Origin of the sequence: Methylocystis silviterrae (assembly GCF_013350005.1) — a bacterium.
GTDB classification, from domain to species: domain Bacteria; phylum Pseudomonadota; class Alphaproteobacteria; order Rhizobiales; family Beijerinckiaceae; genus Methylocystis; species Methylocystis silviterrae.
The window spans coordinates 272,062-297,673 of sequence record NZ_JABVWW010000001.1 but is presented as its reverse complement, the minus strand read 5'-3'; the positions used below and the strand labels follow the sequence as shown (position 1 = coordinate 297,673).

Annotated in this window: 24 protein-coding genes and 1 other RNA gene; 14 read left to right on the top strand and 11 right to left on the bottom strand. The window is 64.1% G+C overall.

Annotated elements, in window-relative coordinates:
* Positions 1-4: 4 nt before the first annotated feature.
* Both glmS and glmU read right to left on the bottom strand, forming a co-directional pair.
* Positions 5-1,834, bottom strand: a complete 1,830-nt coding sequence (gene glmS, locus HUN39_RS01390; protein ID WP_175092719.1) for a glutamine--fructose-6-phosphate transaminase (isomerizing) — start codon at positions 1,832-1,834, stop codon at positions 5-7.
* A gap of 95 nt (positions 1,835-1,929) precedes the next feature.
* Positions 1,930-3,291, bottom strand: a complete 1,362-nt coding sequence (glmU, locus tag HUN39_RS01385) for a bifunctional UDP-N-acetylglucosamine diphosphorylase/glucosamine-1-phosphate N-acetyltransferase GlmU (RefSeq protein WP_175092718.1) — start codon at positions 3,289-3,291, stop codon at positions 1,930-1,932.
* Positions 3,292-3,540: 249 nt separating this feature from the next.
* Between glmU and HUN39_RS01380 the strand changes: the two genes are divergently transcribed.
* Genes HUN39_RS01380 through HUN39_RS01365 form a run of 4 tightly spaced genes read left to right on the top strand, consistent with a single transcriptional unit; the run spans position 3,541 to position 8,727 of the window.
* The gene (locus HUN39_RS01380; RefSeq protein WP_175092717.1) at positions 3,541-5,085 is read left to right on the top strand and encodes a glucan biosynthesis protein; all 1,545 of its coding nucleotides are present in this window, start codon (positions 3,541-3,543) and stop codon (positions 5,083-5,085) included.
* A gap of 32 nt (positions 5,086-5,117) precedes the next feature.
* Positions 5,118-7,301 carry a glucans biosynthesis glucosyltransferase MdoH gene (gene mdoH / locus HUN39_RS01375; RefSeq protein ID WP_175092716.1) on the top strand — a complete coding sequence of 728 codons (2,184 nt, stop codon included), beginning with the start codon at positions 5,118-5,120 and terminating at the stop codon, positions 7,299-7,301.
* A 32-nt stretch (positions 7,302-7,333) separates the two neighbouring features.
* Positions 7,334-7,678, top strand: a complete 345-nt coding sequence (locus HUN39_RS01370) for a DUF952 domain-containing protein (RefSeq protein ID WP_175092715.1) — start codon at positions 7,334-7,336, stop codon at positions 7,676-7,678.
* The gene (locus HUN39_RS01365) at positions 7,675-8,727 is read left to right on the top strand and encodes a quinone-dependent dihydroorotate dehydrogenase (protein WP_175092714.1); all 1,053 of its coding nucleotides are present in this window, start codon (positions 7,675-7,677) and stop codon (positions 8,725-8,727) included. Before HUN39_RS01370 ends, HUN39_RS01365 begins: the two co-directional genes overlap by 4 nt.
* A 47-nt stretch (positions 8,728-8,774) precedes the next feature.
* Here HUN39_RS01365 and HUN39_RS01360 read toward each other — a convergent pair whose 3' ends face one another.
* Positions 8,775-9,158 (bottom strand): VHL beta domain-containing protein, encoded by a 384-nt coding sequence (locus HUN39_RS01360; RefSeq protein WP_175092713.1) that lies wholly within the window; start codon positions 9,156-9,158, stop codon positions 8,775-8,777.
* Between the two features lie 158 nt (positions 9,159-9,316).
* On the opposite strand from HUN39_RS01360, the gene fae reads away from it, so the two are divergent.
* A complete protein-coding gene (gene fae, locus HUN39_RS01355) occupies positions 9,317-9,859 on the top strand; it encodes a formaldehyde-activating enzyme (RefSeq protein WP_154453408.1) in 543 nt (180 codons plus the stop codon).
* On the opposite strand, the gene HUN39_RS01350 is transcribed toward fae, so the two are convergent.
* The 3 genes from HUN39_RS01350 to HUN39_RS01340 form a co-directional block, all read right to left on the bottom strand.
* Complete coding sequence (locus HUN39_RS01350; RefSeq protein WP_175092712.1) at positions 9,829-10,668, bottom strand: HvfC/BufC N-terminal domain-containing protein; 840 nt, start codon at positions 10,666-10,668, stop codon at positions 9,829-9,831. The genes fae and HUN39_RS01350 overlap by 31 nt on opposite strands.
* Positions 10,665-11,510 carry an MNIO family bufferin maturase gene (gene bufB / locus HUN39_RS01345; protein ID WP_175092711.1) on the bottom strand — a complete coding sequence of 282 codons (846 nt, stop codon included), beginning with the start codon at positions 11,508-11,510 and terminating at the stop codon, positions 10,665-10,667. Before bufB ends, HUN39_RS01350 begins: the two co-directional genes overlap by 4 nt.
* Positions 11,511-11,600: 90 nt before the next feature.
* A complete protein-coding gene (locus HUN39_RS01340) occupies positions 11,601-11,831 on the bottom strand; it encodes a hypothetical protein (protein WP_124738695.1) in 231 nt (76 codons plus the stop codon).
* A gap of 557 nt (positions 11,832-12,388) precedes the next feature.
* Here HUN39_RS01340 and rpsA point away from each other — a divergent pair.
* The 6 genes from rpsA (at position 12,389) to HUN39_RS01310 (ending at position 17,842) form a co-directional block, all read left to right on the top strand.
* Entirely contained in the window at positions 12,389-14,134 is a 1,746-nt protein-coding gene (gene rpsA / locus HUN39_RS01335) for a 30S ribosomal protein S1 (RefSeq protein ID WP_175092710.1), read from the top strand.
* 188 nt (positions 14,135-14,322) lie between these two features.
* Entirely contained in the window at positions 14,323-15,258 is a 936-nt protein-coding gene (locus tag HUN39_RS01330; RefSeq protein WP_175092709.1) for a hypothetical protein, read from the top strand.
* A gap of 115 nt (positions 15,259-15,373) precedes the next feature.
* Positions 15,374-15,712 carry a hypothetical protein gene (locus HUN39_RS01325; RefSeq protein WP_175092708.1) on the top strand — a complete coding sequence of 113 codons (339 nt, stop codon included), beginning with the start codon at positions 15,374-15,376 and terminating at the stop codon, positions 15,710-15,712.
* Between the two features lie 280 nt (positions 15,713-15,992).
* Positions 15,993-16,610, top strand: coding sequence for a 30S ribosomal protein S4 (gene rpsD / locus HUN39_RS01320; protein ID WP_175092707.1), 618 nt, complete (start codon positions 15,993-15,995; stop codon positions 16,608-16,610).
* 281 nt (positions 16,611-16,891) lie between these two features.
* Positions 16,892-17,095, top strand: a complete 204-nt coding sequence (locus HUN39_RS01315; protein WP_123177540.1) for a hypothetical protein — start codon at positions 16,892-16,894, stop codon at positions 17,093-17,095.
* A gap of 96 nt (positions 17,096-17,191) precedes the next feature.
* Positions 17,192-17,842 carry a DsbA family protein gene (locus HUN39_RS01310; protein ID WP_175092706.1) on the top strand — a complete coding sequence of 217 codons (651 nt, stop codon included), beginning with the start codon at positions 17,192-17,194 and terminating at the stop codon, positions 17,840-17,842.
* 59 nt (positions 17,843-17,901) lie between these two features.
* On the opposite strand, the gene recR is transcribed toward HUN39_RS01310, so the two are convergent.
* The 4 genes from recR to ffs all read right to left on the bottom strand — a co-directional run bounded on the left by recR (position 17,902) and on the right by ffs (position 20,998).
* A complete protein-coding gene (gene recR / locus HUN39_RS01305) occupies positions 17,902-18,507 on the bottom strand; it encodes a recombination mediator RecR (protein WP_175092705.1) in 606 nt (201 codons plus the stop codon).
* A 156-nt stretch (positions 18,508-18,663) separates the two neighbouring features.
* Complete coding sequence (locus tag HUN39_RS01300; RefSeq protein ID WP_175092704.1) at positions 18,664-18,987, bottom strand: YbaB/EbfC family nucleoid-associated protein; 324 nt, start codon at positions 18,985-18,987, stop codon at positions 18,664-18,666.
* Entirely contained in the window at positions 18,984-20,825 is a 1,842-nt protein-coding gene (locus tag HUN39_RS01295) for a DNA polymerase III subunit gamma/tau (protein WP_175092703.1), read from the bottom strand. The genes HUN39_RS01300 and HUN39_RS01295 overlap by 4 nt, the downstream gene beginning before the upstream one ends.
* 76 nt (positions 20,826-20,901) lie before the next feature.
* Positions 20,902-20,998: signal recognition particle sRNA small type (gene ffs / locus HUN39_RS01290), an RNA gene on the bottom strand.
* A 139-nt stretch (positions 20,999-21,137) separates the two neighbouring features.
* On the opposite strand from ffs, the gene HUN39_RS01285 reads away from it, so the two are divergent.
* Complete coding sequence (locus tag HUN39_RS01285) at positions 21,138-22,289, top strand: ATP phosphoribosyltransferase regulatory subunit (protein ID WP_175092817.1); 1,152 nt, start codon at positions 21,138-21,140, stop codon at positions 22,287-22,289.
* Positions 22,289-23,260 carry an ATP phosphoribosyltransferase gene (hisG, locus tag HUN39_RS01280; protein WP_175092702.1) on the top strand — a complete coding sequence of 324 codons (972 nt, stop codon included), beginning with the start codon at positions 22,289-22,291 and terminating at the stop codon, positions 23,258-23,260. The genes HUN39_RS01285 and hisG overlap by 1 nt, the downstream gene beginning before the upstream one ends.
* A gap of 129 nt (positions 23,261-23,389) precedes the next feature.
* On the opposite strand, the gene HUN39_RS01275 is transcribed toward hisG, so the two are convergent.
* The gene (locus tag HUN39_RS01275) at positions 23,390-24,409 is read right to left on the bottom strand and encodes a histone deacetylase family protein (protein WP_175092701.1); all 1,020 of its coding nucleotides are present in this window, start codon (positions 24,407-24,409) and stop codon (positions 23,390-23,392) included.
* A gap of 123 nt (positions 24,410-24,532) precedes the next feature.
* On the opposite strand from HUN39_RS01275, the gene ada reads away from it, so the two are divergent.
* Positions 24,533-25,609, top strand: coding sequence for a bifunctional DNA-binding transcriptional regulator/O6-methylguanine-DNA methyltransferase Ada (ada, locus tag HUN39_RS01270; protein WP_175092700.1), 1,077 nt, complete (start codon positions 24,533-24,535; stop codon positions 25,607-25,609).
* Positions 25,610-25,612: the final 3 nt, after the last annotated feature.

Below are 25,612 nucleotides of genomic sequence, written 5' to 3'. Positions count from 1 at the left end.
CGCCCTATTCCACCGTCACGCTCTTGGCGAGATTGCGCGGCTGATCCACGTCTTTGCCCATGAAGGTCGCGACGTGATAGGCGAGGAGCTGCGCCGGAACGGCGTAGACGATGACCGCGAACGGGCCCGCGACGCTTTCCGGCATTTCGATGAAACCGGCGAGTTCGGCGGCCGCGGCGTCCCGGGCGTGCGGCGAACCGATCAGAATCAGGTGGCCGCCGCGCGCCGCGACTTCCTGGAGATTCGAGACAGTTTTTTCTAGGCTCGCGTCCGGGGGCGCTAGCACGATCACCGGCATGGCGAAGTCGATGAGCGCGATCGGCCCATGTTTCAGTTCTCCCGCCGCATAGCCCTCCGCGTGGATATAGGAGAGTTCCTTGAGCTTCAGCGCGCCTTCCAGCGCCAGAGGAAAGGCCGGTCCACGACCGAGATAGAGCACGCTCGAGGCCCGCGCCACGTCGCGCGCCACGGGTTCGATCTGCGCCTCGTGCGCGAGCGCCTGCGCCATCTGCCCCGGCGCCGCGACAAGCTCGGCGACCAGTTCGCGTTCGCGCTCCTTGCTCAAAACGCCGCGCGCGCGACCCAGCGCCAATGCAAGACAGGCGAAAACCGCGAGCTGACAGGTGAAGGCCTTGGTCGAGGCGACCCCGATCTCGGGTCCCGCCAATGTCTGCGCCACCGTGTCGCTCTCGCGCGCGATCGTCGAGGTTTCGACGTTGACGATCGAGAGAATGTGCTGGCCCTGTTCGCGGGCGTAGCGCAGCGCGGCGAGCGTATCGGCGGTTTCGCCGGACTGCGAGACCAGAATCGTCAATCCATTCTCGGGCAGCGGCGCTTCGCGGTAGCGAAATTCCGACGCGATGTCGATTTCGACCGAAAGGCGGGCAAAGCGCTCAAGCCAGTAGCGCGCCACGAGACCGGCGTAATAGGCCGTGCCGCAGGCCGAAATGGTGACGCGCGAGAGCGTCCGCGGATCGAATTTGAATTCAAATGGCAGGCGCACGACGCCCTCGGCGAGATCAAGATAATGCGCGAGCGTGCGGCCGACGACCTCCGGCTGCTCGTGGATCTCCTTGGCCATGAAATGGCGATAGTTGCCCTTGTCGACCAGGAAGGATCCGGCCGTCAGCGGCTGAAAGCGCCGCTCGACCAAAGCGTCGCTGGCGTCATGGAAGCGCGCGCCGTCGCGCGTCAGCGTCACCCAGTCGCCCTCGTCGAGATAGGCGATGGACGTCGCGAATGGCGCGAGCGCGAGAGCGTCGGAGCCGAGATAGGCGCCTTCGTCGCTCCAGCCGACGGCGAGCGGCGAACCGCGCCGCGCGCCGATCAGAAGATCGTTTTCGCCCTCAAAAAGAAAGACGAGCGCGAAGGCGCCCTTCAAGCGCTTCAACGCCGCCGCGACAGCTTTTTCCGGCGTCGCGCCAGTGCGCAGCGCGTCGGCGACAAGATGGGCGACGGCCTCGGAGTCGGTCTCGCTCGAAAAGACATGGCCTTTCGCCGTCAGCTCGGCGCGCAGCTCGCGGAAATTTTCGATGATGCCATTATGAACCACCGCGACGCGGTCGTTGACGTGCGGATGGGCGTTGTTCTCGGTGGGACGGCCATGGGTGGCCCAGCGCGTATGGCCGATGCCGATGGCGCCGGAGAGCGGCGCGGTCGCGAGCTTTTCTTCGAGATTCTTGAGCTTGCCGCTCGCCCGCACACGGGTAAGCCGCCCATTCTCCAGAGTGGCGATCCCGGCGGAATCATAGCCCCGATATTCGAGACGCTTGAGCGCCTCGACGATTTTCCCGGCGACCGGAGCCGTTCCGATGATTCCCACAATGCCGCACATGACGACCTCCAAAAGCATAATAGCAAGAGCGCCGCCAAAGGCGGATGGGCGAAAAATGTCGTCAAATGATGATGCGCGGGCTTAACGGCGTCACATTATCCCTTCTCCGCCTTTTTCGCCGCCTGCGCCATACGAAACGAGACCGCCCAGCCCGCCTTTTCCATCTGCCGGCCGCGCGCCACCGCGAGCGACTCGGGCGCAACATCCTTGGTGATGACGGAGCCGGACCCGACATAGGCGCCCTGCCCGATCGTCACCGGCGCGACAAGCGACGAGTTTGAGCCGATGAAGGCGTTTTCGCCGATCGTCGTGCGATATTTGAGGAAGCCGTCGTAATTGCAGGTGATGGTTCCTGCGCCGATATTGGCGTTGGCGCCGATGTCGGCGTCGCCGATATAGGACAGGTGATTGACCTTGGCGCCTGGCGCGACATTGGCGTTCTTGATCTCGACGAAATTCCCCACCTTGGCTTTCTCGGCAAGCGCCGCGCCCGGACGCAGTCGCGCGAAGGGACCAACGCTCGCGCGTTTTCCGACGCGCGCGCCTTCAAGATGCGAGAAGGCGTGGATCACCGCGCCGTCGGCGATTTCAACGCCCGGTCCGATGACGACATGCGGCTCGATCGTCACGTCGCGGCCGATTACGGTGTCGGCGGAGAGAAAAACCGTCTCCGGCGCGATCATCGTCGCGCCTCCCGCCATGGCGGCGCGGCGAAGACGCGTCTGCGCGAGGGCCTCTGCCTGCGCAAGCTGGATACGGTCGTTGACGCCGAGAACTTCGGTTTCGTCGGCGATAACGACTCTCGCTTCGCGTCCGTCGGCGCGCGCGAACTCGACCACGTCGGTAAGATAGAACTCGCCCTTGGCGTTTTTGTTGTCGATCTTTTCCAAAAGGCGCAGCGCCTCCGCCCCGTCGAGCGCCATCAGACCGCCGTTGCAGAGCGTGACCGCGCGTTCTTCATCGGTGGCGTCTTTTTCCTCGCGGATGGCGACGAGACGCCCCGAGTCGTCGCGCAAGAGCCGTCCGTAGCCGAAGGGGTTCGCAGCCCAAAATCCAAGAACGGCGACTGCCGCGCCTTCGCGGAGGGCGGCGCGCAAGGCGCCGATCGTCGGCGCCGTCACCAGCGGCGTATCGGCAAAGAGCACCAGCAGGTCGTCGCATCCTTCGGCGATGGCGGCGCGCGCGGCGAGAACGGCGTGCGCCGTGCCGAGCCGTTCGCTCTGCACGAAGATGTCTACGTCAGCGATAGTGCGGCGCGCTTCAGCGCCGACGTCGTCGCGTCCCGGGCCGACGATCACGGCGACGCGGCCGACGCCCGCCGTCGCGGCGCTCGACAGCACATTGGCGAGCATGGAGCGGCCGGCGACCTCGTGCAGCGCCTTCGGCCGGTCGGATTTCATCCGCGTGCCTTCGCCGGCGGCAAGGACGATCGCGAGCGCGCTTCTGGATTTCGGCATCTGGCGCCCAAAGGCTAGACGTTGGCGTAAGGAGCCGGCGCACCGACGCCGCTCAGGCCGCGGTTCTGGCAGATTCGAGCGGCGGAGCGCAAGCCGCCGCGGCTTTCGCGCGCAGCCTTCAAAAACCGCCAAGAAAACCATTTTGTCTCCTTAGCTTTCTTGTATAGAGGGGCTATCGCCAGCCCAGCGCCGCAAAAAGGCTCAATCACCCGTTCATGGACCGCGCGGATCGGCCTCCTTCGGTAGCTCATGTTTGAACGTCGAGATGTTTTGAAAGCGGGCTTGGGCGCAATCGCGGCGGGATTAGTTCCGCCGCCGTCAAGCGCGGGGACCGCCAGTCAAGTCGCCCCCCCGACTGTTCAAAAGTCTGCGCCATTCTCGCGCGACATGGTGGTCGAACTTGCCCGCGCGCTGGCCGCAAAGCCGTATACGCCGCCGCGAACCGACCTGCCCGAACCTTTCGCTAATCTCTCCTACGAACAATTCGTCGGGATCAAGACGAAGCCCGACGCGGCGATTTGGCGTCACGAGAACACGGGTTTCAGCATCGAGCCGCTTCACCGCGGCCATATTTTTGCGGCGGCTGTGGATATCTACGTCGTGGAGAACGCCGCCACCGCGCGACTGGCTTATGAGGCGAGCCGCTTCGACTATGGCGCACTCAATGTCCCGGAGACGCTTCCCGACCTCAGCTTTTCGGGCTTTCGGGTGCTTCACGCCCAAAATGGCGGCGGCGAAGCGGAACTCGCTATCTTCCAGGGGGCGAGTTTCTATCGGGCCGTCGCGCGCGGGCAGAATCTGGGCGTCACGGCGCGGGGCCTCTCCATTCGAACAGCCGATCCGCGCGGCGAGGAATTCCCCGCCTTCCGCAGTTTCTGGATCGAGAAGCCCGCGCTCAGCGACAACGCGCTCGTCATCCATGCTCTGCTCGATTCGCCCAGCGTCGCCGGCGTCTATCGCTTCACGCTGCGGCCCGGCGAAGCGACGCTCATCGACACGGAGTTGACGCTCTATCCGCGGACGGCGGTCGATCATTTGGGAATCGCCGGCTTTGCCGGGGCTTCGCTGTTTACGCCGCTTGACCGCCCCAGGCTCGACGATTGGCGGCCGATGGTCGCCGACATCAACGGCATTCAGATGCTCAGCGGCCAGGGCGAATGGCTCTGGCGACCCGTGTCGAACCGCGAGAGCCTGCAATTCTCCTCCTTTGTCGACGACAGTCCGCAGGGCTTTGGCTCTCTGATCCGGCAGCGCGACATCAACGACTATGAGGACGACCAGCAGCACTGGGAGCGCCGTCCCTCGCTATGGGTCGAACCGCTCGGCGAATGGGGCGAAGGCGGCCTGCAGCTCGTCGAAATTCCCTCCGAATCCGAAATCAACGCCAATATCGTCGCCTATTGGCGGCCCAAGACCGCTCTCGTCGCCGGCAAGGAGACGTCCTTCGCCTATCGGCAGTTCTGGTGCTGGGAGCCGCCGACGCGGCCGCCGCTGGCGATCGCGATGAGCGCGCGCTCGGGCCGCGCGCCGGGCGGCAAGCTCCGCCGTTTTATTGTCGCCTTTTCCGGCGACGTGTTGGCGGACCCTCAACGCACAACGCAGCTGAAAGCGGCGTTGACGACCTCTCCGGGATTGGCGACGAATATTCGCACCTATTTAAATCCGTCGGCAAAGTCCTGCCGCGTCGCTTTCGACGTAGACCCTGCCGGCGAGAACTACTGTGAGCTTCGGCTCGTTTTGCAGTCTGACGAGCGACCGATCAGCGAGACCTGGCTTTATCGATGGACGTCGTGACCCTCGCTCCTTCAGACGATCCGCCGCGGGCAATGGAATGGCGGACCGCCAGCGCCGATCCCGCCGCCGCCCCGCCAACCCCGATCGAGAGCCGGCTGTCGATGCCGGCGCAAAATCTCTTCAAATTCGACAAGCGCCAGCGGCGTAAAGCCGAAGCGCCTTGGCTGTGGCGCACGCCATGGCTTGCGAGGATTTTGACTTTTGGCGGCGGCTTGGCGCTGACCGCCTATGGCGCTCACGAGATGTATAAGGTCGTCGACGTCGGCGGGGTGACGACATTGAAGTGGGCGCTGCTGGGGTTGTTCGTGCTGAACTTCTCCTGGATCGCGCTGTCCTTCACGAGCTGCATCGTTGGCTTCGCCCTGCTGATGCGCCGGCGCCGGCGCCCAGCTCTTCCGACGGCGCTCGCCGAGACCACCGCCGTCGTGATGCCGATCTACAATGAGGCGCCGAGCCGGGTGTTCGCCGCCCTGCAGACGATCTACGAAGACGTGCAAGCGACCGGCCTTGGCGCGCATTTCGATTGGTTCTTCCTCTCCGACACCACCAATCCCGACATCTGGGTCGCCGAAGAGCGCGCCTTCATCGGCATTCGCCGCCGGCTGGGCCCACAGGCGCGAATCTTCTACCGCCGGCGTGAAAAGAATACCGGACGCAAGGCGGGCAATATTGAAGATTTCGTCTCGCGCTGGGGCGGCGCCTATAAGCACATGGTGGTGCTCGACGCCGACAGCCTGATGAGCGGACCGACCATCGTGCAGCTCGCCGCCGCGATGGAGGCCGACCCCGACAGCGGCATCATCCAGACGCTTCCGCTGATCATCAACCGCAACACGCTCTTCGCCCGCGTCCAGCAATTCGCCGCGCGCATCTACGGCCCCGTCATCGCGATGGGCCTCACCGCCTGGATGGGCCGCGACGGCAATTATTGGGGACATAACGCGATCATCCGCACGGAGGCCTTCGCCCGACACTGCGGCCTGCCCGACCTGCGCGGCCGGCCGCCTTGGGGCGGCCATATCCTGAGCCATGACTTCGTCGAAGCCGCGCTTATCCGCCGCGCCGGATACGCGGTCTACATGACGCCGACGCTCGGCGGCTCCTATGAAGAAAGCCCGCCTTCCCTGATCGACCTGTCGATTCGCGACCGCCGCTGGTGTCAGGGCAATCTGCAGCATGCGCGCGTGCTGCTCGGCAAAGGCTTCCACTGGGCGTCGCGGCAGCATTTTCTCACCGGCATCTTCGGCTATCTGACGTCGCCGCTCTGGCTGCTGCAACTTCTCATCGGCATCGTCATCGTCTTCCAGGCGAGCTATTTCCGACCGGAATATTTTACCGGCGAATTTGCGCTCTTTCCGACCTTCCCGCGGTTCGACGCCGAACGGTCGCTCGAACTCTTCGGACTGACGATGGGCATTCTGCTCGCCCCCAAGATGTTGGGCCTGATCGTCGCCATCTTTGAGCCGGAAACGCGCAAAGGCTCGGGCGGCGTGATCATGCTGCTGATCTCGACTCTTTTCGAAGTCGTGCTGTCCGCCCTGCTGGCGCCGATCATGATGCTGATTCAGACCGGCCATGTGCTGCACATCGTTTTCGGCTTCGATACCGGTTGGGATCCGCAGCGACGCGACGACGGATCGGTGCCGTTTGGCGATATCGTTCGCCGCCACATATGGCACGTGGCGCTGGGCCTCTTAAGCCTCGTCGCAGGCTTCATGATTTCGCCCTCGCTCGTCGCCTGGATGTCGCCGACGATCGCCGGCCTCGTGCTCGCGATCCTGATTTCCTGGGCGACGAGTCAACGTTGGCTGGGCCTGATGTTTCGTCGCGCCGGCGTGCTGACGACTCCCGAAGAAACAGCGACGCCGCCGATCGCCAAGCGCGGCAAGGCGCTTTCCAAGGCGCTGGCGCGGGCCGGCGAAGATGACGTCAATGGTCTGCTGGCGCTCCACGCCGATCCGGAGTTGCGCGCGCTGCACGAAAGCTGGCTGCCGACGCGACGCCCGAGGCAGCGCGGGCAGATCACCGCGGACCGCGCCTTGGCCGAAACTAAAATCGCCGACGCCGAGACAATCGAGGACGCAGTCAATTGGCTGAACCGCGGCGAGCGGCTGGTGGCGCTCTCCGACCGTGCGCTCATCGGCATGATCGCGCGTCTGCCGCGCCGCGCCGCGCTGGCGGCCGCTGCGCAGAGAACTCCGCGCGCCGCGGAGTGACTCGGCGGGCTTGAGACAAGGCTGATTGGCTCGTGACTCATATCTACAAAATCGTTTCGCAATCCGAGTGGCGTGCAGTGGAAGCGGCGGGCGTCTTTAGCGGCGCGGCGGTCGATCTCGCCGACGGCTTCATTCACTTTTCGGCCGCGGATCAGGTCGAGGAAACAGCGGCGAGATATTTCGCCGGCCAAACCGATCTGCTGCTCGTCGCGGTGAACGCCGCCGCGCTCGGCGAGGCGCTCAGATGGGAGGTTTCGCGCGGCGGCGCGCCTTTCCCGCATCTTTATGCGCCGCTTCCTCTCGAGTCGGTTGCGCGCGTTGATCCGCTGCCCTTAGGCGCGGACGGCCGGCATGACTTTTCGGCCGTCCTGAAATGACGGGCGCCTTCGCGATCGCATCGCCGCTTTTGCGTCTGCTCGACGCTGAAACGGCGCATCATGCGACGATCGCCGCGCTGAAACTGCTGCCCTGTCGGGCGCCGCCGGCGAATGATTCGCGTCTCGCGGTCCACGCCTTCGGTCTCGACGTTCCCAATCCGATCGGCCTCGCGGCAGGCTTCGACAAAAATGCCGAAGTCGCCGACGCCATGCTCGGTTTCGGGTTCGGCTTCGTCGAAGTCGGAACGCTGACGCCGCGCGCGCAGCCTGGCAATCCGCGTCCCCGCGCCTTTCGCCTCATCGAGGACCGCGCCGTCATCAATCGCTACGGCTTCAACAATGAGGGCCATGCGCCGGCGCTGGCGCGCCTGTCGAAGCGCGCGCGGCGAGGAATCGTCGGCGTCAATATCGGCGCAAACAAAGACGCCGCCGACCGCGTGGCGGACTATGTCGCGGGCGTCAGCGCCTTCGCCGACGTCGCCAGCTATTTCACGATCAACGTCAGTTCGCCGAATACGCCGGGCCTTCGTGATCTTCAGGAGCCGGAAGCGCTGTCCGATCTCCTCGCGCGCGTCATTGAGGCGCGCGACGCGGCGCCGGTTCGGCGGCCCCTGCTCCTCAAAATCGCGCCCGATCTCACGCTCGAACAGCTCGACGCCATCGTGCGCGTCGCACGCGATCGGCGCATCGACGGCATGATCGTGTCGAACACGACGGTGTCGCGCCCCGCGACGCTGCGTTCGCCTTTGGCGAAGGAGAGCGGCGGCCTCTCCGGCGCGCCGCTGTTCGACCTCTCGACGCGCATGCTCGCGCAAACATTTTTACGCGTGGAAGGGCAGTTTCCGCTGATCGGCGTCGGCGGCGTCGACAGCGCCGATGCGGCGCTCGCCAAGATCGAAGCGGGCGCGACGCTGGTGCAGCTTTATTCCGCGCTGGTTTATGAAGGGCCAGGGCTGGTCACGCGCATCAAGCGCGGGTTGATCGAAACTCTCTCGCGCGACAAAGAGGCGCTGGCCGCAAGGATCGGCAAAAGGGCGAAATCATTTTAGCGCCGGATCAAACGCTCGAGGAGGGTTTCCCCTGCGATTCTTCATCGCTACTCGCCCTGTGGGGGATGCTGCGCACGCTGACTGCGCGCCGTCAGGCGCACGATTGAACCGCCCGGACGCGGAAATACGAGCTGCAAACAATCTCCCGGTCCGTTGGTGATTTCCCACGGATGGGTCAAATAGGTGCTGATCGTTTTGCGCTCTCCAGGATTAAGACCGCCATAACTCTTGTCGCTTCCGGAGAAGTCCTTCCAATAGATGCCGCGATATTCGCCCGACTGATTGACGAAGGTGATCGTCGTCGCGACGTCGCTGTTTTGCGAACGCGCGCGCGGACAACCAGCATGCGCCGAGGTTGCGGCTCCTAGGGAGGCAACCGCAACAATCGCGACGCACAGCCGCAACGACGACCGAGTTGGATTGTCTGTCACAGGGTTCCCCTTCACGATGCGTGCATGTTGAGGGCGCGCGCCGCCTATCATGACGTGCGGCCAATGCGCCGGCAACGCCGCTCAGCCGGAGGATCGCCGGCTTCCATGTAACGGCGCGCGATGCTATCGAGCCCTCGATCAACGCAAGAGGAACGACGATGACCGAGCATATCTGGCTGGCGACGGGCGAAGCGACGGTTCTGGCCGCGGACGGACAATATACCGACGCCATGCCGGAGGTGATGATCGGCAACGTCAAGGGCCCGGTCGGGCACGCCTTCGCCAGCATGGCCGGCCAGGTCGCCGGCCATCCGCGCATGTTCGTCATCCGCGACCTCAACCAGCAGGTGCGGCCGTCGACCATGATGACCACGAAGATGACGGTTAAATCGGAAGATTACGTCGAGCTTCTCGGCGGCGTCGTGCAGGCGGCGACCGGCGACGCCATCGTCGACTGCATCGCCGAAGGGATACTCCCCAAGGATCAGCTCAACGAGCTCTGCATGATCATCATGGTCTGGCTCGATCCGCGTTGCGCCACCCATGCGGAGCTCGACAAGAAGGATCTCTATCGCACCAATTACGAAGCGACGAAGCTCGCGATCTCTCGCGCCATGAAGGGCGAGCCCACGGCCGACGAACTCATCGCCAACCGCAAGAGCGTCCAGCACTACGCGCTTGAAGGCGTATTCGAAGACTGATCGTCCCCGCGGACGCGCACGCCGATAATCATGCCGTCCTCGAACCAGCTCGACAGCGATTGCGCCAGCCGCTCCGGCGCAATCTCGCCCGCCTGCTGAAAGGCGGTCATCTGACAAATGTCGCCGAAGGCGTGGCCGGCGCGCGCTTCGGAAAGCGCGACATATTCGTCGGGCTCGAGCTGGCGATAGGCGGATTCATGATCGACGCGCCATACGGCGGCATATTCGATGTGATCGCCCGCCGCGGGCTTATCGACTTTCGCCGGCGCCTCCTCGCTGATCGCCGCGCTATAGGCCTCGATAGTGCCAGCGACGAGTTCGAGCAGCGTTAGGCTCGGGTCGAATTCGAAGGCGAGCCGCGCCCAATCGTCGGGCGCAAAACCCGCCAGCGCCTGCACCGTCACCGGCGTTTCGTCAGCGGAGTCGAAGGCGTCGACCATGGCGCGCTCAAACAGCGCCATGGACACGGCCGCGCCATCGTCGCGCCAGCGCGCATTTTCGCGCATGAAGTCCGGCAGTCCGGTCGTAAACCAGCGGGCGTTCGGATCGCGCGACGGACATTGGTCGATGTAGTCGTCGACCAGCCCGTCAAACGTCTCGTCTCCGAGAATCGCGCGCAGCCCCGGGTGATCCTGCGAGACAAAGTCCGCCAGTCGTATGCGGTAGCCCGTCTGATAGACGTCCAGCAGCGTCTCTGGCGTGGCGCCGCGCGGCGACGGCCTCAATTTTTTCAGGAGGGGCTTGTCCGCCTCTCCAGAGCCGGCCAGCACACGCTGCTGAAACAGAGACTGAAAATCGGCGAGTTTCATGCCGCGCTGAGCGCTTGCTCTTTTGAGATACGGGCGTCGATATCACGCATATTCTGGAGTTCGTCCAAAAGCTCCGCGAGCGGCGGATAATTGTCATCGCGCTCGATCATGGCGGAGACGTCGCCGCAGCGCCGACGCGCGTGCTCGTAGAGCGCCCAGACCTCATCACAGACCGGCTGGTCGTGTGTGTCCACGCGATGCGTCTCATTATTGGTGTGACCCGCCATGTGAAATTGCACGACGCGATCGGCCGGAACGCCATCGATGAACGCGACCGGATCGAAGCCGTGGTTGAAGCTCGAGACGAAAACATTGTTGACGTCGAGCAGCAACAGGCAGTCGGCGCGCTCGGCCATTTCGCGAACGAACTCGTGTTCGCTCATCTCGGAATCGACAAAGGACACGTAGGTCGAGGCGTTCTCAACGACCAGACGACGCTTGAGAAAATCCTGCACCCGCTGGATGCGCTCGACAACATGCGCAAGCGACTCGCGCGTATAGGGAATCGGCAGCAAATCGTGGAGCGTCACGCCATGAACGCCTGTCCAGGCGATGTGATCTGAAACCCATGCCGGCTGGACGCGTTCGGCGAGCGCCTTCAACTGCCGCAAATAGTCGAAGTTGAGCGGATCGGTTGACGCAAGCGACATCGAGACGCCGTGCATGACGACGGGATAATCGGCGCGTATCCGCTCCAACATCGCCAAAGGCCTGCCGCCGGCGAGCATGTAGTTTTCAGAAATGATTTCGAACCAGTCGATCGGCGGGCGCGACGACAGGATCTCTTCATAATAGATTGGCCGCAGACCCAAGCCGTAGCCAAGCGGCGCGGGTTTTTCCATGACGTGTTCCCCTCTCAGGCATCGCCGCTCATGCCGGAGCCGCATCAGCGTGGCGGGGACGGCCGTAGGCGCCGCCCCCGCGCAAGCCGATTACTTGCTGTGGCAGCGGCTCTTCATGTTGCAGCGACCCTTGTGATGGTGACACTGCGCCTTGTGGTGGCACTTGGCCATGCCGCGGCATGTTCCCTTGGCGCCGCAATGGGTCTTCGCGTGGGTCGACTTCGCGGAATGCGCGTGGGCGGGCGCAACCGATGCGCCGCTCAGAGCAAGGGCGACGGCGGCGGCGGCAAGAGCCGAACCTGAAATAATATTCGTCTTCATCTCTTCTCCTCTTTATATCCCCGTCGCAACGACGGGAAGTCGACGCTCTCGCCGTCTGGACGGCGAGAGCGAAGTTCTACTGGGCTTCGGCCAAGCGGCCCGGCGCGCCAATGTTGCTCCGGGCGGCGGGCGCGCCGGCGCTGACGCTTGGCGGCGCGCCGAAGCGTGGCAGTAGGACGCAGACTATGCGTGCGGCTGCGATTCCGCTAGCGAGAAATTCGCCAACAAACGAGCCCTTTTGCATTATGATTATTATATTAAAACAGTATATTGTTAACTTATTGCAGTGCAATATCATGGCTTTGCGCAGGCCGCGTCGACTCTTTTCTTTTCGGCGCGCTTGCGACGGCGGCGCGCCGCTGGTAGATAGGCCCCGCCTCGGTAACCAAGCTGGGGCATTCGCTTTGGTTTTCGACATCGGGCCGCGCCGGCAGTTCGCTTAGCGAACTTTTCGTCCAGCCTCGCGTTTTAGCCGCGGGGGACGTCCGATCGCCGAAAGCCGATCTGCAACGCTAACCCTTGCCGGCGCCGCCCTCTCTGGGCTCTCGGGAGAACAAATGTCCGCTACGACCGATCGCGCGCCTACGCGCGAAGATTTCGCCGCTCTGCTTGATGAGAGCTATGGCCAGAACGAGGCCTTCGAAGGCTCCGTCATCAAGGGCCGCGTCGTCGCCATCGAAAAGGATGTCGCCGTCATCGACATCGGCCTTAAGACCGAGGGCCGCGTCGCCATCAAGGAATTCACCGGCTATGGCCGCGACCCCGCTCCCCAAGTGGGCGAAGAGGTCGAAGTCTACCTGGAGCGCGTCGAGAACGCGCTCGGCGAAGCCGTCATTTCGCGCGACAAGGCGCGGCGCGAAGAGAGCTGGGTCAAGCTCGAAAAAGCCTTCGAGACCAATGAAAAGGTCGAGGGCGTCATCTTCAATCAGGTCAAGGGCGGCTTCACCGTCGACCTCGACGGCGCCGTGGCCTTTCTACCGCGCAGCCAGGTCGACATCCGACCGATCCGCGACGTCGGCCCGCTGATGAACGTGCCGCAGCCGTTCCACATCCTGAAGATGGACCGCCGGCGCGGCAATATCGTCGTCTCGCGTCGCACCGTGCTTGAAGAGAGCCGCGCCGAGCAGCGCCACGAGATCGTCGCCAACCTCGAAGAGGGTCAGGTGATCGACGGCGTCGTGAAGAATATCACCGACTACGGCGCCTTCGTGGATCTCGGCGGCATCGACGGCCTGCTGCATGTCACCGACATCGCCTGGCGGCGCGTCAATCACCCGTCCGAGGTGCTGACCATCGGTCAGACCGTCAAGGTGAAGATCATCAAGATCAATCACGAGACGCACCGCATCTCGCTCGGCATGAAGCAGCTGCTCGAGGATCCCTGGCAGGGCATCGAGGCGAAATATCCGATCAGCGCCAGATTCCACGGCCGCGTGACCAACATCACCGACTACGGCGCTTTCGTCGAACTGGAGCCTGGCATCGAAGGCCTCGTCCACGTCTCGGAAATGAGCTGGACGAAAAAGAACGTCCATCCCGGCAAAATCGTCTCGACGAGCCAGGAAGTCGACGTTCAGGTGCTCGAGGTCGATCCGGTCAAACGCCGAATCTCGCTGGGCCTCAAGCAATGCTTGCAGAATCCGTGGGAGGCCTTCGCCGAGAAGCATCCGGTCGGCTCGACCGTCTCCGGCGAAGTGAAGAACAAGACCGAGTTCGGGCTCTTCATCGGCCTCGACGGCGACGTGGACGGCATGGTCCATCTGTCGGATCTCGACTGGAACCGTCCCGGCGAGCAGGTCATCGAGGAGTATAAGAAGGGCGATACCATCAACGCCCAGGTCCTCGACGTCGACGTCGAGAAGGAGCGCATTTCGTTGGGCGTCAAGCAGCTTGCGGGCGATCCGTTCGCTTCTGTCAGCGCCGAAGAAGGCGGCGAGCTCAGAAAGGGCCTCGTCGTCACCTGCGAGGTGATCGAGGTGAAGGAGTCCGGCATCGATGTGAAGATCGCCGGCACCGATCTCTCCACCTTCATCAAGCGCAGCGAACTCGCTCGCGACCGCGCCGACCAGCGCCCTGAACGGTTCGCCGTCGGCGAGAAGGTCGACGCCCGCGTGACGCTGTTCGACCGCAAGGCCCGCAAGGTCTCCGTCTCGATCAAGGCGCTCGAAGTCGCTGAAGAGAAGGAGGCCATCGCGCAATATGGCTCGGCCGACTCTGGCGCTTCGCTCGGCGACATTCTCGGCGCGGCGCTCAAAGCCCGCGAAGAGACTCCCAAGAAAGCCAAGAAGGACGAGGAAGAGTAAGCTCTCCTCGACCGCTGGTTTCAGGGTCCGCGCTGCAAGGCGCGGGCCTTTTCTTTGCGCGTCGCGTAAACCTTTCATTCACCATGCCCCAATTCGCGCGGGGCCGTTAACGCTAACTTTTGAAACAACTGCGCAAACTCGGCGCGTTTTCCGCCCGCGGCCGCCGCGGGCCGCCGGAGTCGCGTCTCATGAGCGTTGCCGAATTGGACCCCAACTACAGGCGTTATGCGCAGCCGCTGCGCGCCCGCCCGGCGGGCGTTCGCGCAGCGATCGGAATGGGCGTCGGGCCGACGATCATTCTCTTCGCCGCACTCGTCCTTCTTCCGCGCGGACCCGGGACCGCTGAACCGAAAGTCGCGGCGAACGTCGAGCAACCGCGCGTCCCTGTCGCGCCATCGCGCAAGATTTCCACCAAGGTTTCCGTCGAAGCCATCGAGGCCTCGGCGCTGATGGCGAAGCCCTTCAGCGCATTCGACATCGCCGCGCCGGAGTTCGACCGGGAGAAAAAAACCATCGCCGTGCGCGACAGCGAGAACGGCTCCGGCCGTATCGACACGATCGCCGTCGGGCAATTCGCAATGGGCGCGCCATTCATGCGCGTCGATATTCATCAGGATATCGTCGACAAGGAAAAGACGTCCGATTTCTTCCTCGACATGGCCCGACACGCCGCCCAGGCCGGCCTTAACGTCGCGAAGATCGGCCAGCCGAGCGCGCTCATCACCAAATTCGGGGCGTTTGAGACGGCCGAAATACGGCTCTCGCAAACCGCGTCCGAGGGCGTCGCGGCGAGCGAACGCAGCTGCATTGCGGCGCGTTTCATCGAGGGGAAGCTCGCTCTCGAAATCGCCGGACTGGCTTGCGGCGAATCGGCGAAACCGATCGACCGGGTCGCGCTCGGCTGCCTGCTCGACCGCATCAACTACACGGCGAGTCCGGATAATCCGGCGCTGAACGACTTCTTCGCGCAAGCGGCGTCGACGCGCGCCATTGGCTGCGGCGACATCTCGCGCGACGACCTGACCGCGACCATCCCAGCGCAAAAGAACGCCGCGCGTCCAGCGCAGGGCGCGCGCCGTTCGCATGCGCGGACATCGCGCCAAGGCGCACAGATCACGCGCTAAGCGTTCCGCATTCACCCTGACGGCGTATTGCTGGCGGGAAAAGCCCGCTTTAATTCGCTTTTGCGAAACGATCCGCTATTATGATCTACGGCGTTCAGTCCAAAAGGGGATCGTGATGCGCAGGAATAAAGTGCTGTCGGCGGGGCTCGCCTGTCTGGTGTTGTTCGCGGCGGGCGATGCGCTCGCCAAGTCCCGCTATCGCGTGTCCTCGAGCGATGCTTGTTGCGCCCGCGGTCCGATCGACATCCAGCGCCGCAGCTGGCTCGATCCCGGCACCCAGGTGCCGGTCGGCAGCACCAACCGCTACATGGTGCAGCAGACCTACCTCAATCACGATCCGATCGAGCGCAACCAGCGCAGCTGGTATATGCAGGAGACGCTTCCGCAGCGGCCGCCCTACAACGCGAGCATGATCGTGCCTTACGATGAGGGTTTTCCGTTCTGGTGGCCGTAAGTCAGCCTCTCTCAAGAAATCTTGACTTAGGGAGCGCTTTCCTTTAGCTCCCCACGAGCCTGACGCGGCCCGTTCGCGCCAGGCCAGCACCCGTGGCGTTTGCTGCAAACGCCTGTCGGCCGGTTGACGGCAGAGGAGGGCGCGTTCTTGAAGCCCCGGCGCTGGCCGGGGGCGGCGAGAGACGCGAATCTGGACGACGTCCGAGTGCAATGCTCCGGACGCATTTCGTCTTTCGCCTCTCGCACGCCTCAAACGCGACCATGAGAGGACGAGAGTCAAAGTGACGAAGCGCGCAGAATCAAAATATAAGCTTGACCGCCGCCTGGGCCAGAACATCTGGGGCCGGCCGAAGAGCCCCGTCAATCGCCGCGAATATGGCCCCGGACAGCACGGACAGCGGCGCAAGGGCAAGCTCTCCGACTATGGCACGCAGCTCAAAGCCAAGCAGAAGCTCAAGGGCTACTACGGCAATATCTCCGAAAAGCAGTTTCGCAAATATTATGCGGAAGCGATCCGGTTGAAGGGCGACTCCGGCGACAATCTGATCGGCCTTTTGGAGCGGCGCCTTGACGCGATCGTCTATCGCGCGAAATTCGTTCCGACGGTCTTCGCCGCACGCCAGTTCGTCAATCACGGCCACATCCGCGTCAACGGCAGGCGCGTCAACATTCCGTCTTATCAGGTGAAGGTCGGAGACGTGATCGAGGTGAAGGAAGCCTCGAAACAGGCTGTGACCGTGCTCGAGGCGGTTCAGCTCGCGGAGCGCGACACGCCGGAATATTACGACGTCGACCACACCAAGATGGTTGCGAAGCTCATCCGGGTGCCGCATGCGACGGAGGTGCCCTACCCCGTGCAGATGGAGCCGAACCTCGTCATCGAGTTCTATTCGCGCTAACCTCGAGGCGCAGCAATGTGAAGAAGACAGCCGCGTGGAGCGGCTGTTTTTTTGCCCGTTCTTGACTGTGGGACCGCAATCGGAAACTCTGGAGCGCTTCCCGATCACATGGATTCATGTGATCGATAAGGAATCGCTCAAAATCAAAATGTTGGAGCAGGTTCTCATCGAAAAAGTCTGTCAACTTTTTCGGAACCTGCTCTAGCGCAAAAGCGCCGTCATCGCTTGCAAGCAAGCTGAAAGACGGCCGCAGCGTCAAGGGAACGCAGAAGGAGAGGCGCGTGTCCGGGCTACCGAAGAAGCGGCCGGCGGAGAAGGAACGCAGTCAGCGTCCCCTCTGGATAGCGATCGGCGGCTTGCTGGTCAGCGTTCTAAGCTACACCATGAGGGACCTGATGCTCGGCGACGTCGTATTCTGGTTCGGCGTCGTGCTCGCTTTTATCGGCGTGCTTTACTGGTTCATTCGGCCGAAACACGGGCTGTAGCGCCCGCTTAGCGGCTCCACATCCTCGCCAGATTTGATTTGCCACAATTGTCGAAGACGGTATGGTCTTTGGCGTCGCAACAGTTACGGACCGCACATGCCCTTCGCTTTTATGCCCCGTCGTGGTTTCCTTGTCGGCGCCGCCTGCGCGCTCCTCGCCGCTGCTCCCGCCCTTGCCGACAAGTCGCCTTCGGGCAAGGTTGCGGTCGACGAGCTGATGGCGCCGAATGCTCTGCCGGACGTGGTGGAAGGCGCGGCGAACGCTCCCGTGACGATCGTCGAATATGCTTCGATGACGTGCAGCCACTGCGCGGCGTTCCATCACGATGTGTATCCGGAGCTGAAGAAGAACTATATCGACACGGGCAAGGCGAAATTCATTTTGCGGGAGTTCCCGCTCGATCCGCTCGCGACGGCCGCCTTCATGCTGGCGCGCGAACTCGGCGACAAGCGCGACGCGACGGTCGATCTTCTGTTCTCGCAACAGAAGAATTGGGCCTTCTCCGATAAGCCGCTCGACGGTCTGGCCAATGTCCTGAAGCAGGCTGGTCTCGGCCAGGAGAAGTTCGAGGCCATCTTAAAGGATCAGGCGCTTTACGAGAACGTCAATAAGGTGCGCAATCGCGCCGCTGAGAAATTTGGCGTCAACTCTACGCCGACCTTCTTCGTCAATGGCGACAAATACACCGGCGAGATCGGCGTCGAGGACTGGGACAAGATCATCACATCGAAAACCGCAGCGAAGTAATCGCTTCCTGCGCTGAACGGCGGTGTCAAGCCAGCCATGACGGCTCTCAAAAACGCACTCTAAAACGCCGTGCGCCGCTCCAGCGCCGCCGCAAGCGTTCCCTCATCGAGATAGTCGAGTTCGCCGCCGACCGGCACGCCATGGGCGAGCCGCGTCACCTTCACGCCTGACGGCGCCAGCACATCGGCGATGTAATGCGCGGTCGTCTGGCCGTCGACCGTTGCGTTGACCGCAAGCACGACTTCGCGAGTCTCTCCGGCGCGCACGCGCGTGACGAGGCTCGCGACGGCGAGATCGTCGGGGCCGACGCCGTCAAGCGGCGACAGCACGCCGCCGAGCACGTGATAGCGCGCATTGAGCAGCCCTGCCCGCTCCAGAGCCCAGAGATCGGCGACCGTCTCGACGACAACGAGAATCGAAGCGTCGCGGCGCGCGTCGCGGCAGATGGTGCAGGGATCGCTCGTATCGATATTGCCGCAGACCGAACAGACGACGATACGCTCCTGCGCGACGCGCATCGCCTCGGCGAGCGGCGCGAGCAGTTCCTCGCGCTTGCGGATGAGATGCAGCGCCGCGCGCCGCGCCGAGCGCGGACCGAGCCCCGGCAATTTGGCCAGGAGCTGCACCAGTTTTTCGATCTCGGGACCGGCCACCTTTTCAGCCATAGCCGGATCAACGCCTCATGTGGTTTCGCGTCATGCCCGCGCTTGTCGCGGGCATCCACGTCAGAATGCTACGTATCATTGGAAGTTTTGGGCGGCGTCATCGCGTGGATGGCCGGCTCAAGGCCGGCCATGACGCGAGAATTGCAGCAATACGCATCAAAACGGCAATTTGAAGCCTGGCGGCAACGGTAGCCCGCCGGTGAGCGCTTTCATTTTTTCGGCCATGGCCTCCTCGGCCTTGGCGCGCGCCTGCATGTGGGCCGTGAGAATCAGGTCTTGAAGAATTTCCTTCTCCTCGGGCGTCAACAGACTGGGGTCGATGGAGATGCTTTTCATCCCGCCTTTCGCGGTAAGCGCGACCCTCACCATGCCGCCGCCCGCCTCGCCTTCGACGACGGTCTGTTCGAGTTCCAGCTGCGCTTCGGCCATCTTGGCCTGCATCTGCTGCGCCTGCTTCATCAGGCCCATGAAGTCCATCATTGCGCTTCTCCGTCGTCTTCTTCGATTGGCGACGCATCATCATAAAGTGTTTCGGCGGACGATGCGCCCTCGTCCCTGCCCCGCACGGCGATGATCTGCGCGCCCGGAAAACGCGCGAGAACGCTCGCCACGAGCGGATCGCTTTCCAGAGACGAGCGGCGCCTGCGCTCCTCCGCTTCGCGCTGTTCCTTGAGAGACGGCGCGCCGCCGGAGGCGACGATCGAAACCATCCATCGCTCGCCGGTCCAAGCCTGAAGCTTTTGCATCATGGCCGCCGCCAAATCGCGCGCGCCGCCGGGCGCGAGTTCAAATTCGATCAACCCGGCTTCAAAGCGAACCAGCCGGACCTCGGATTCGAGCGCGATCTTGAGCCTCATGTCCCGCTTCTGCGCGGCGAGCGCCACAAGCGCGTCGAAGCTCTCGATCACGGTTTTTGCGGCCGGCGCGGCGGAGGGCTGAGCGACTGCGGGACGCGCCGCCGCAGCCAGCCGCGGGCCACGCATCGGCCCTGCGCCGGCCCCGGCAGGCGCCGCGCTTCGCGCCGGGGGCGACTCAGGTCCGGCGCCCGATGCGCCCTCGCCAAAGCCGAGGCGGCGCAACGCCTCGCCCGGCGTCGGCATGTCTGCGGCGTAAGTGAGCCGCACCAGCACCATGTCGGCCGCCGCCAGCGGCCGCTGCGAGCCGCGCAATTCCTCGACGCCCTTCATCAAAATTTGCCAGGCGCGGGTCAGCGCCGGAACTGAAAGACGCGAGGCGGCGTCTTCGCCGCGGCGCTTCTCCTCGGGCGTCAACGCCGCCGAATGGGCCGTCTCCGGCGCAAGCTTCAAACGCGTCGCAAGATGGGTGAATTCGGCGAGTTCGAGCAGCACCTGCGCCGGATCGGCGCCGCCATTGTACTGGTCTTCGAGAATGCCGATCGCTGCAGCGACGTCGCCCGACATCGCCGCTTCGAAGAGGTCGATGACCCGCGCCTTGTCGGCGACGCCGAGCATCAGACGCAGATCCTCGGCGGCGATCGCGCCGCCGGCGGAATGCGCCGCCCCATAAGCGATCGCCTGATCGAGCAGCGACAGCGCGTCGCGCGCCGACCCTTCCGCCGCGCGGGCGATCATCGCGAGCGCCTCCGGCTCGATGGCGACGCCCTCGGCCCTGCAGACGCCGAGCAGATGTTCAGCGAGCAGGCCGGCGTCGATGCGGCGCAGATCAAAGCGCTGGCAGCGCGAACGCACCGTCACCGGCACCTTGTCGATTTCGGTCGTCGCGAAGATGAACTTCACATGCTCAGGCGGCTCTTCAAGCGTCTTTAAGAGACCGTTGAACGCGGCCTTCGAGAGCATATGCACTTCGTCGATGATGTAGACTTTGGTCCGCGCCATGACCGGGCGGTAACGGGCGTTGTCGATGATTTCGCGGATGTCGTCGATGCCCGTGTGCGAAGCGGCGTCCATTTCGAGCACGTCGACATGGCGCGAGTCGATGATGGCCTGACAGTGGACGCCGAGCTCCTCCATATGAATCGTCGGCTGATTGATCGCGGGCCGTCCGTCTCCTGCCGGCAGTTCATAGTTGAACGCGCGCGCAAGAATGCGCGCGGTCGTCGTCTTGCCGACGCCGCGCACGCCCGTCAGCAGATAGGCCTGATGAATTCGGTTGAGATCGAATGCGTTTTCGAGCGTGCGCACCATCGGATCTTGGCCGATCAGGTCTGCGAAGGTGGTCGGTCGATATTTGCGCGCCAGCACGCGATAGGCCGACGGCGGCGCCTGATCGGCGCCAAACAGCGAAGGTCCGTCATCGGACGCCAGCAACGGTCTCGGCGGATCGTGCTCGTGGTCCATCTGCATCCATCCGGCGGCAGACGAGCGACGAACAGCGCAGTATATTGCGCTACGCCATTCGCTGCTCGCCGAAGAAGGTGGGAGGCTGAACGAAGACCCGCCCAAGCTCGTTAGGGCTGCTTCCTTCCGGACCTGACCCGGTTGGCGAGTGAAGCGTCCACCGCCAACCTCCCGGCCCTTATTTGGCAGACGAGAGCGAGGGATGCAAGGCTCTGGACCGCGGCCTTTGCTTTGAGGCGTTCACCTTTCGCCCGGAGCAGGGGTGTCGCTGGCGCGACGCACTTGCTAAAGAGAGCGCAAATTTCGAAGGATTTGCGCTTGAACGCCGTCACCGCCACTTCAGCAGAACGCGAAGCTACGAGCCTAGCGGCCATTCTTGCGCATTTCGCGCGGGAGGGGTTCGCGCGCTGCGAGCCGCGTCTCCTGCAGCCTGCGCATGTTTTTCTGGATCGTTCAGGAGAGGATTTCCGCGGCCGGCTTTACCTGACGAGCGATGGCTCGGGCGCTGAATTTTGCCTGCGGCCGGAATATACGATTCCGGTCTGCCTTGATTATCTCGCCTGCGTTCGGGCGGGCGATCCGGCCGCATATGCTTATGGCGGCTCGATCTTTCGCGCGCCTGAACATGGCGCGACCGGCGACGGCGAGTTTCTTCAGGCGGGGCTGGAGAGCTTTGGCCGCCAGGACCGCGAAGCCGCGGACGTCGAAATTCTGGCCGCTTCCCTCGACGCCGCGGCGGCGGCCGGCGCGACGGCGCTCAAGGTTCTGATCGGCGACGCCGGGCTCGTCGCCGCCTTCCTCGAACGGCTCGAGATGCCGCCGGTCTGGCGCCGGCGTCTGGCGGCCGGGCACGCGCGCGGCCAAAGGCTAGCCGATATTTTTGCGTCGCCCGAACGCAATGGCAGATCGGAACAGTCGGGCGTATTGGCGGCGCTGACGAAAGTCGACCCGTCGGATGCGCGCCGTCTCGTCGAGGACTTGCTGTCCATCGCCGGCATCACCGCCGTCGGCGGCCGCAGCGCGGCTGAAATCGCCGAACGCTTTCTCGATCAGGCGACGCTCGCCGAAGGCGCGAGAGTTTCCAACGAGACGCGCGCGCTGGCGGAGACTTTTTTCACCATTGAAGGCGCGCCCGAGTCAGCTTCCGCATCCATGCGCCGGCTGGCCGCCGACGCGCAGCTTGACCTCTCCGCCGCGCTGGACGCGTTTGACGCGCGCGCTGAGGCCATCAGCGCGCGCGGCCTCGCCGCTCACGAGATCCGCTTCTCGGCAAGTTTTGCGCGTCATCTCGACTATTACACCGGCTTCGTTTTCGAGGCCCGCCACTCCAGCGCGGGCGAGCCGGTGATCGGCGGCGGACGCTACGACCGACTGCTCAAGACGCTCGGCGCAGCGTCGGACATTCCGGCTGTCGGCGCCGCCATCTGGATCGACCGTCTTTCCCCGAGCGCGAGAGAAGCATGATGGCGACCGCGCAAAAACTCATCATCGCCTCCCCGTCAAAAGGCCGGCTGCAGGAGAACGCCGTCGCTTTCTTCGCGCGCGCCGGCCTGGAGCTGACGCAGGGGCGCGGCGCGCGGGACTATCGCGGCGCCGTCGCCGGAGTCGAAGGCGCGGAAGTCGCCTATCTCTCCGCTTCCGAAATTACGCGCCGGCTGGCCTTGGGCGAAGCCCATCTCGGCGTCACCGGCGAAGATTTGGTGCGCGAGGAGATCGCCGACGCCGACAAGAAAGTGGAGCTTCTCGCCCCGCTCGGCTTTGGCGCCGCGAATGTCGTCGTCGCGGTTCCGCAAGCCTGGATCGACGTGCGCTACATCAGCGATCTCGCCGATGTCGCCGATGGATTTCGCGCGCGCCACGGCCGCGGACTGCGGGTCGCGACGAAATACGTCAACACGACGCGACGCTTCTTCGCCGCGCATGGCGTGTCCGACTACCGCATTGTGGAAAGCTCTGGCGCAACCGAAGGCGCGCCCGCGGCAGGTTCAGCCGATCTCATCGTCGACATCACGACGACGGGCGCGACGCTCGCCGCGAATGCGCTGAAGATCATCGAGGACGGCGTGATTCTGCGCTCGCAGGCCAATCTCGTCGCCTCGCTGACGGCGCCGTGGGACAATGCGGCGCGCGAAGCGGCGCGCGTCATTCTCTCCCGCATCGCCGCGGAAGAAGAAGCGCGCACGACGCGCGACGTGCGCGCAAGCCTGCCAACGCCGAGCGAACATATCCTGAGAGAGGCCGAGGCGAACTTCGGCGCCGGATTACGCGAGATGGACGACGAGTCAGCGACGTTCTCCTGTCCGGCGAAAAAGGTGGCGGCGCTCGCCGATTGGCTGATCGCCCGAGGCGCCAAAAGCGTCACCAGCGCGCGGCTCGATTATATCTTTCAGGCGGAGAACGACTTGTGGAGCAGGCTGGCGGCGCGGCTTGGCTGATCCGAATGTCATTCCCGGCAGGTCGAAGACCTGACCGGGAATCCAGAGCCGCTATACCGAATCCAAGATTTTTCTGGATTCCCGATCACGCGCATCGCGCGTGTCGGGAATGACAAACCGCAAACCGATTCACGCGTCCATCAATGCGCCGACATGCGCCGCGACGCTGCGCGCGAGGTCTTCCGGCCGATAGCCGCCCTCGAGCAGCGAGACGATGCGTCCCTTGCAGCGGCGCGCGGCGATCTCCATCACGCGCAGCGTGACATCCCTGAAATCTTCGGCGACGAATCTTAATCCGCCGAGCGGATCGTGGAGATGAGCGTCGAATCCGGCGCAAAGAATAATGAGATCGGGCGAGAAGGCGTCGACACGCGGCAGAATGCGCGACGCCAGCGCCTCGCGGAATTGAGCGCCGCCGTCGCCCTTTGCGAGCGGCGCGTTGACGATCGTGTTATGCGCGCCGGTCTCGCTCACCGCCCCAGTCCCGGGATAGAGCGGCATCTGATGCGTCGAAGCGTAAAGCACGTTTCGATCGCTCCAGAAAATCTCCTGCACGCCATTGCCGTGGTGCACGTCAAAATCGACGATGGCGACGCGCAGCGCGCCATGCGCCGCGCGCGCATGTAGCGCCGCCACGGCGGCGTTATTGAAAAAGCAAAAGCCCATCGGCAAGTCGCGCGTCGCATGATGTCCCGGCGGCCGCATGGCGACGAAAGCGTTCTTGGCGTCGCCGCGCATCACCGCATCGACGGCCGCGAGAGCGCCGCCCGCGGCGCGCAACGCCGCTTCATGCGTGGCGCCGTTCATGGCGACGTCCGGACCTATGCGCGCATATCCCTCTGGAGGCGCCGATTTCGCGAGATGCGCGAGGTGTTCGGAGCTATGCGCGCGCAGCAGCGCGTCCCGCACCGCCAAAGGCGCCTCGGCGCGCATGAGGTCTGCGAAGCGCGCGCCATCCAGCGCGCGTAGAATGGCGCGAAGGCGTTCGGGGTGCTCGACGTGAGTCGGTGCCATGTCGTGCGCTAACCCCGCAGGGTGCGTGACAAGCAGGGTCGAGGCAGTTTCAGCGCGCGCGCCGAAGGCGAGGCATGCGCCAGCGCCGGCGATTGCTTCTCGGCGCGTAAAGGCGGCGCGACGTTCTCCGGCCATTTCCCCGGTCCGTGGCTTCAAACATACAGCATAGGATCGCCCGACGGGCGTGTCAGCCGGATTTGGATTTGACAGCAAGAAACGCATTGCGGCGATCGTCGCAAAAGTTGGATGATGCGCGGCATGCAGACGAACGACATGACGCAGGCAAATGCGCTCGATCTCGACGAGACGCGCTGGGCGGCGGTTGTCGCGCGCGATGCGCGCCGCGACGGCGACTTTTTCTATTGCGTCGAAACGACTGGCGTCTATTGCCGCCCCTCCTGCCCGTCTCGGCCAGCGAAGCGCGCCAATGTGCGCTTTTGCGCCACGGCGGCGGAAGCGGAGGCGGCAGGTTTTCGTCCCTGCCGTCGTTGTCGGCCCGAGGCGCCGTCGCAGGGGGAGCGGGACGCGGAGAAGATCGCCCGCGCCTGCAGAATGATAGAGGCGGCGGAAGCGCCGCCGACGCTTGCGCAGCTGGCGCGCACGATCGGACTGAGCCCCTACCATTTCCACCGACTGTTTTCGCGCATCGCCGGGGTTACGCCCAAGGCCTATGCTCAGGCGCATCGGCGCTCGCGCCTGCGCGGCAAACTCATGGAAGGTCAGACAGTGACCGATGCAATCTATGGCTCGGGCTATAATTCGAGCGCGCGGTTCTACGCGACGGCGCAGGACACATTGGGCATGACGCCAAGCGCCTATCGCGCCGGGGCGCCGCGAGAAATGATCCGCTTCGCCATCGGCCAGTCGTCTCTGGGCGCGGTGCTCGTCGCGGCCAGCGCGAAGGGCGTTTGCGCCATTTCACTGGGAGATGACCCGGAAGAGCTGCTGCGCGATCTGCAAGATCGATTTCCGCGCGCCACGCTCATCGGCGGCGATGAGTCGTTCGAACGCTATGTCGCCGCGGCGGTGGGCATGGTGGAGCGGCCGCAATCATCTTTCGATCTGCCGCTCGACATGCGCGGCACGGCCTTTCAGCAGCGCGTCTGGGCCGCGCTGCGCGAAATTCCCGCAGGAGAGACGGCAAGCTACGCCGAGGTCGCGCGACGCATCGGCGCGCCGAAAGCGACGCGCGCCGTCGCGGGCGCCTGCGCAGCCAATCCGGTGTCGCTCGCGGTTCCCTGCCATCGCGTCGTGCGCAGCGACGGCGCGCTTTCCGGCTACTATTGGGGCGTCGAGCGCAAACGCGAGCTGCTCGAACGTGAACGCAAGCCGTGAACG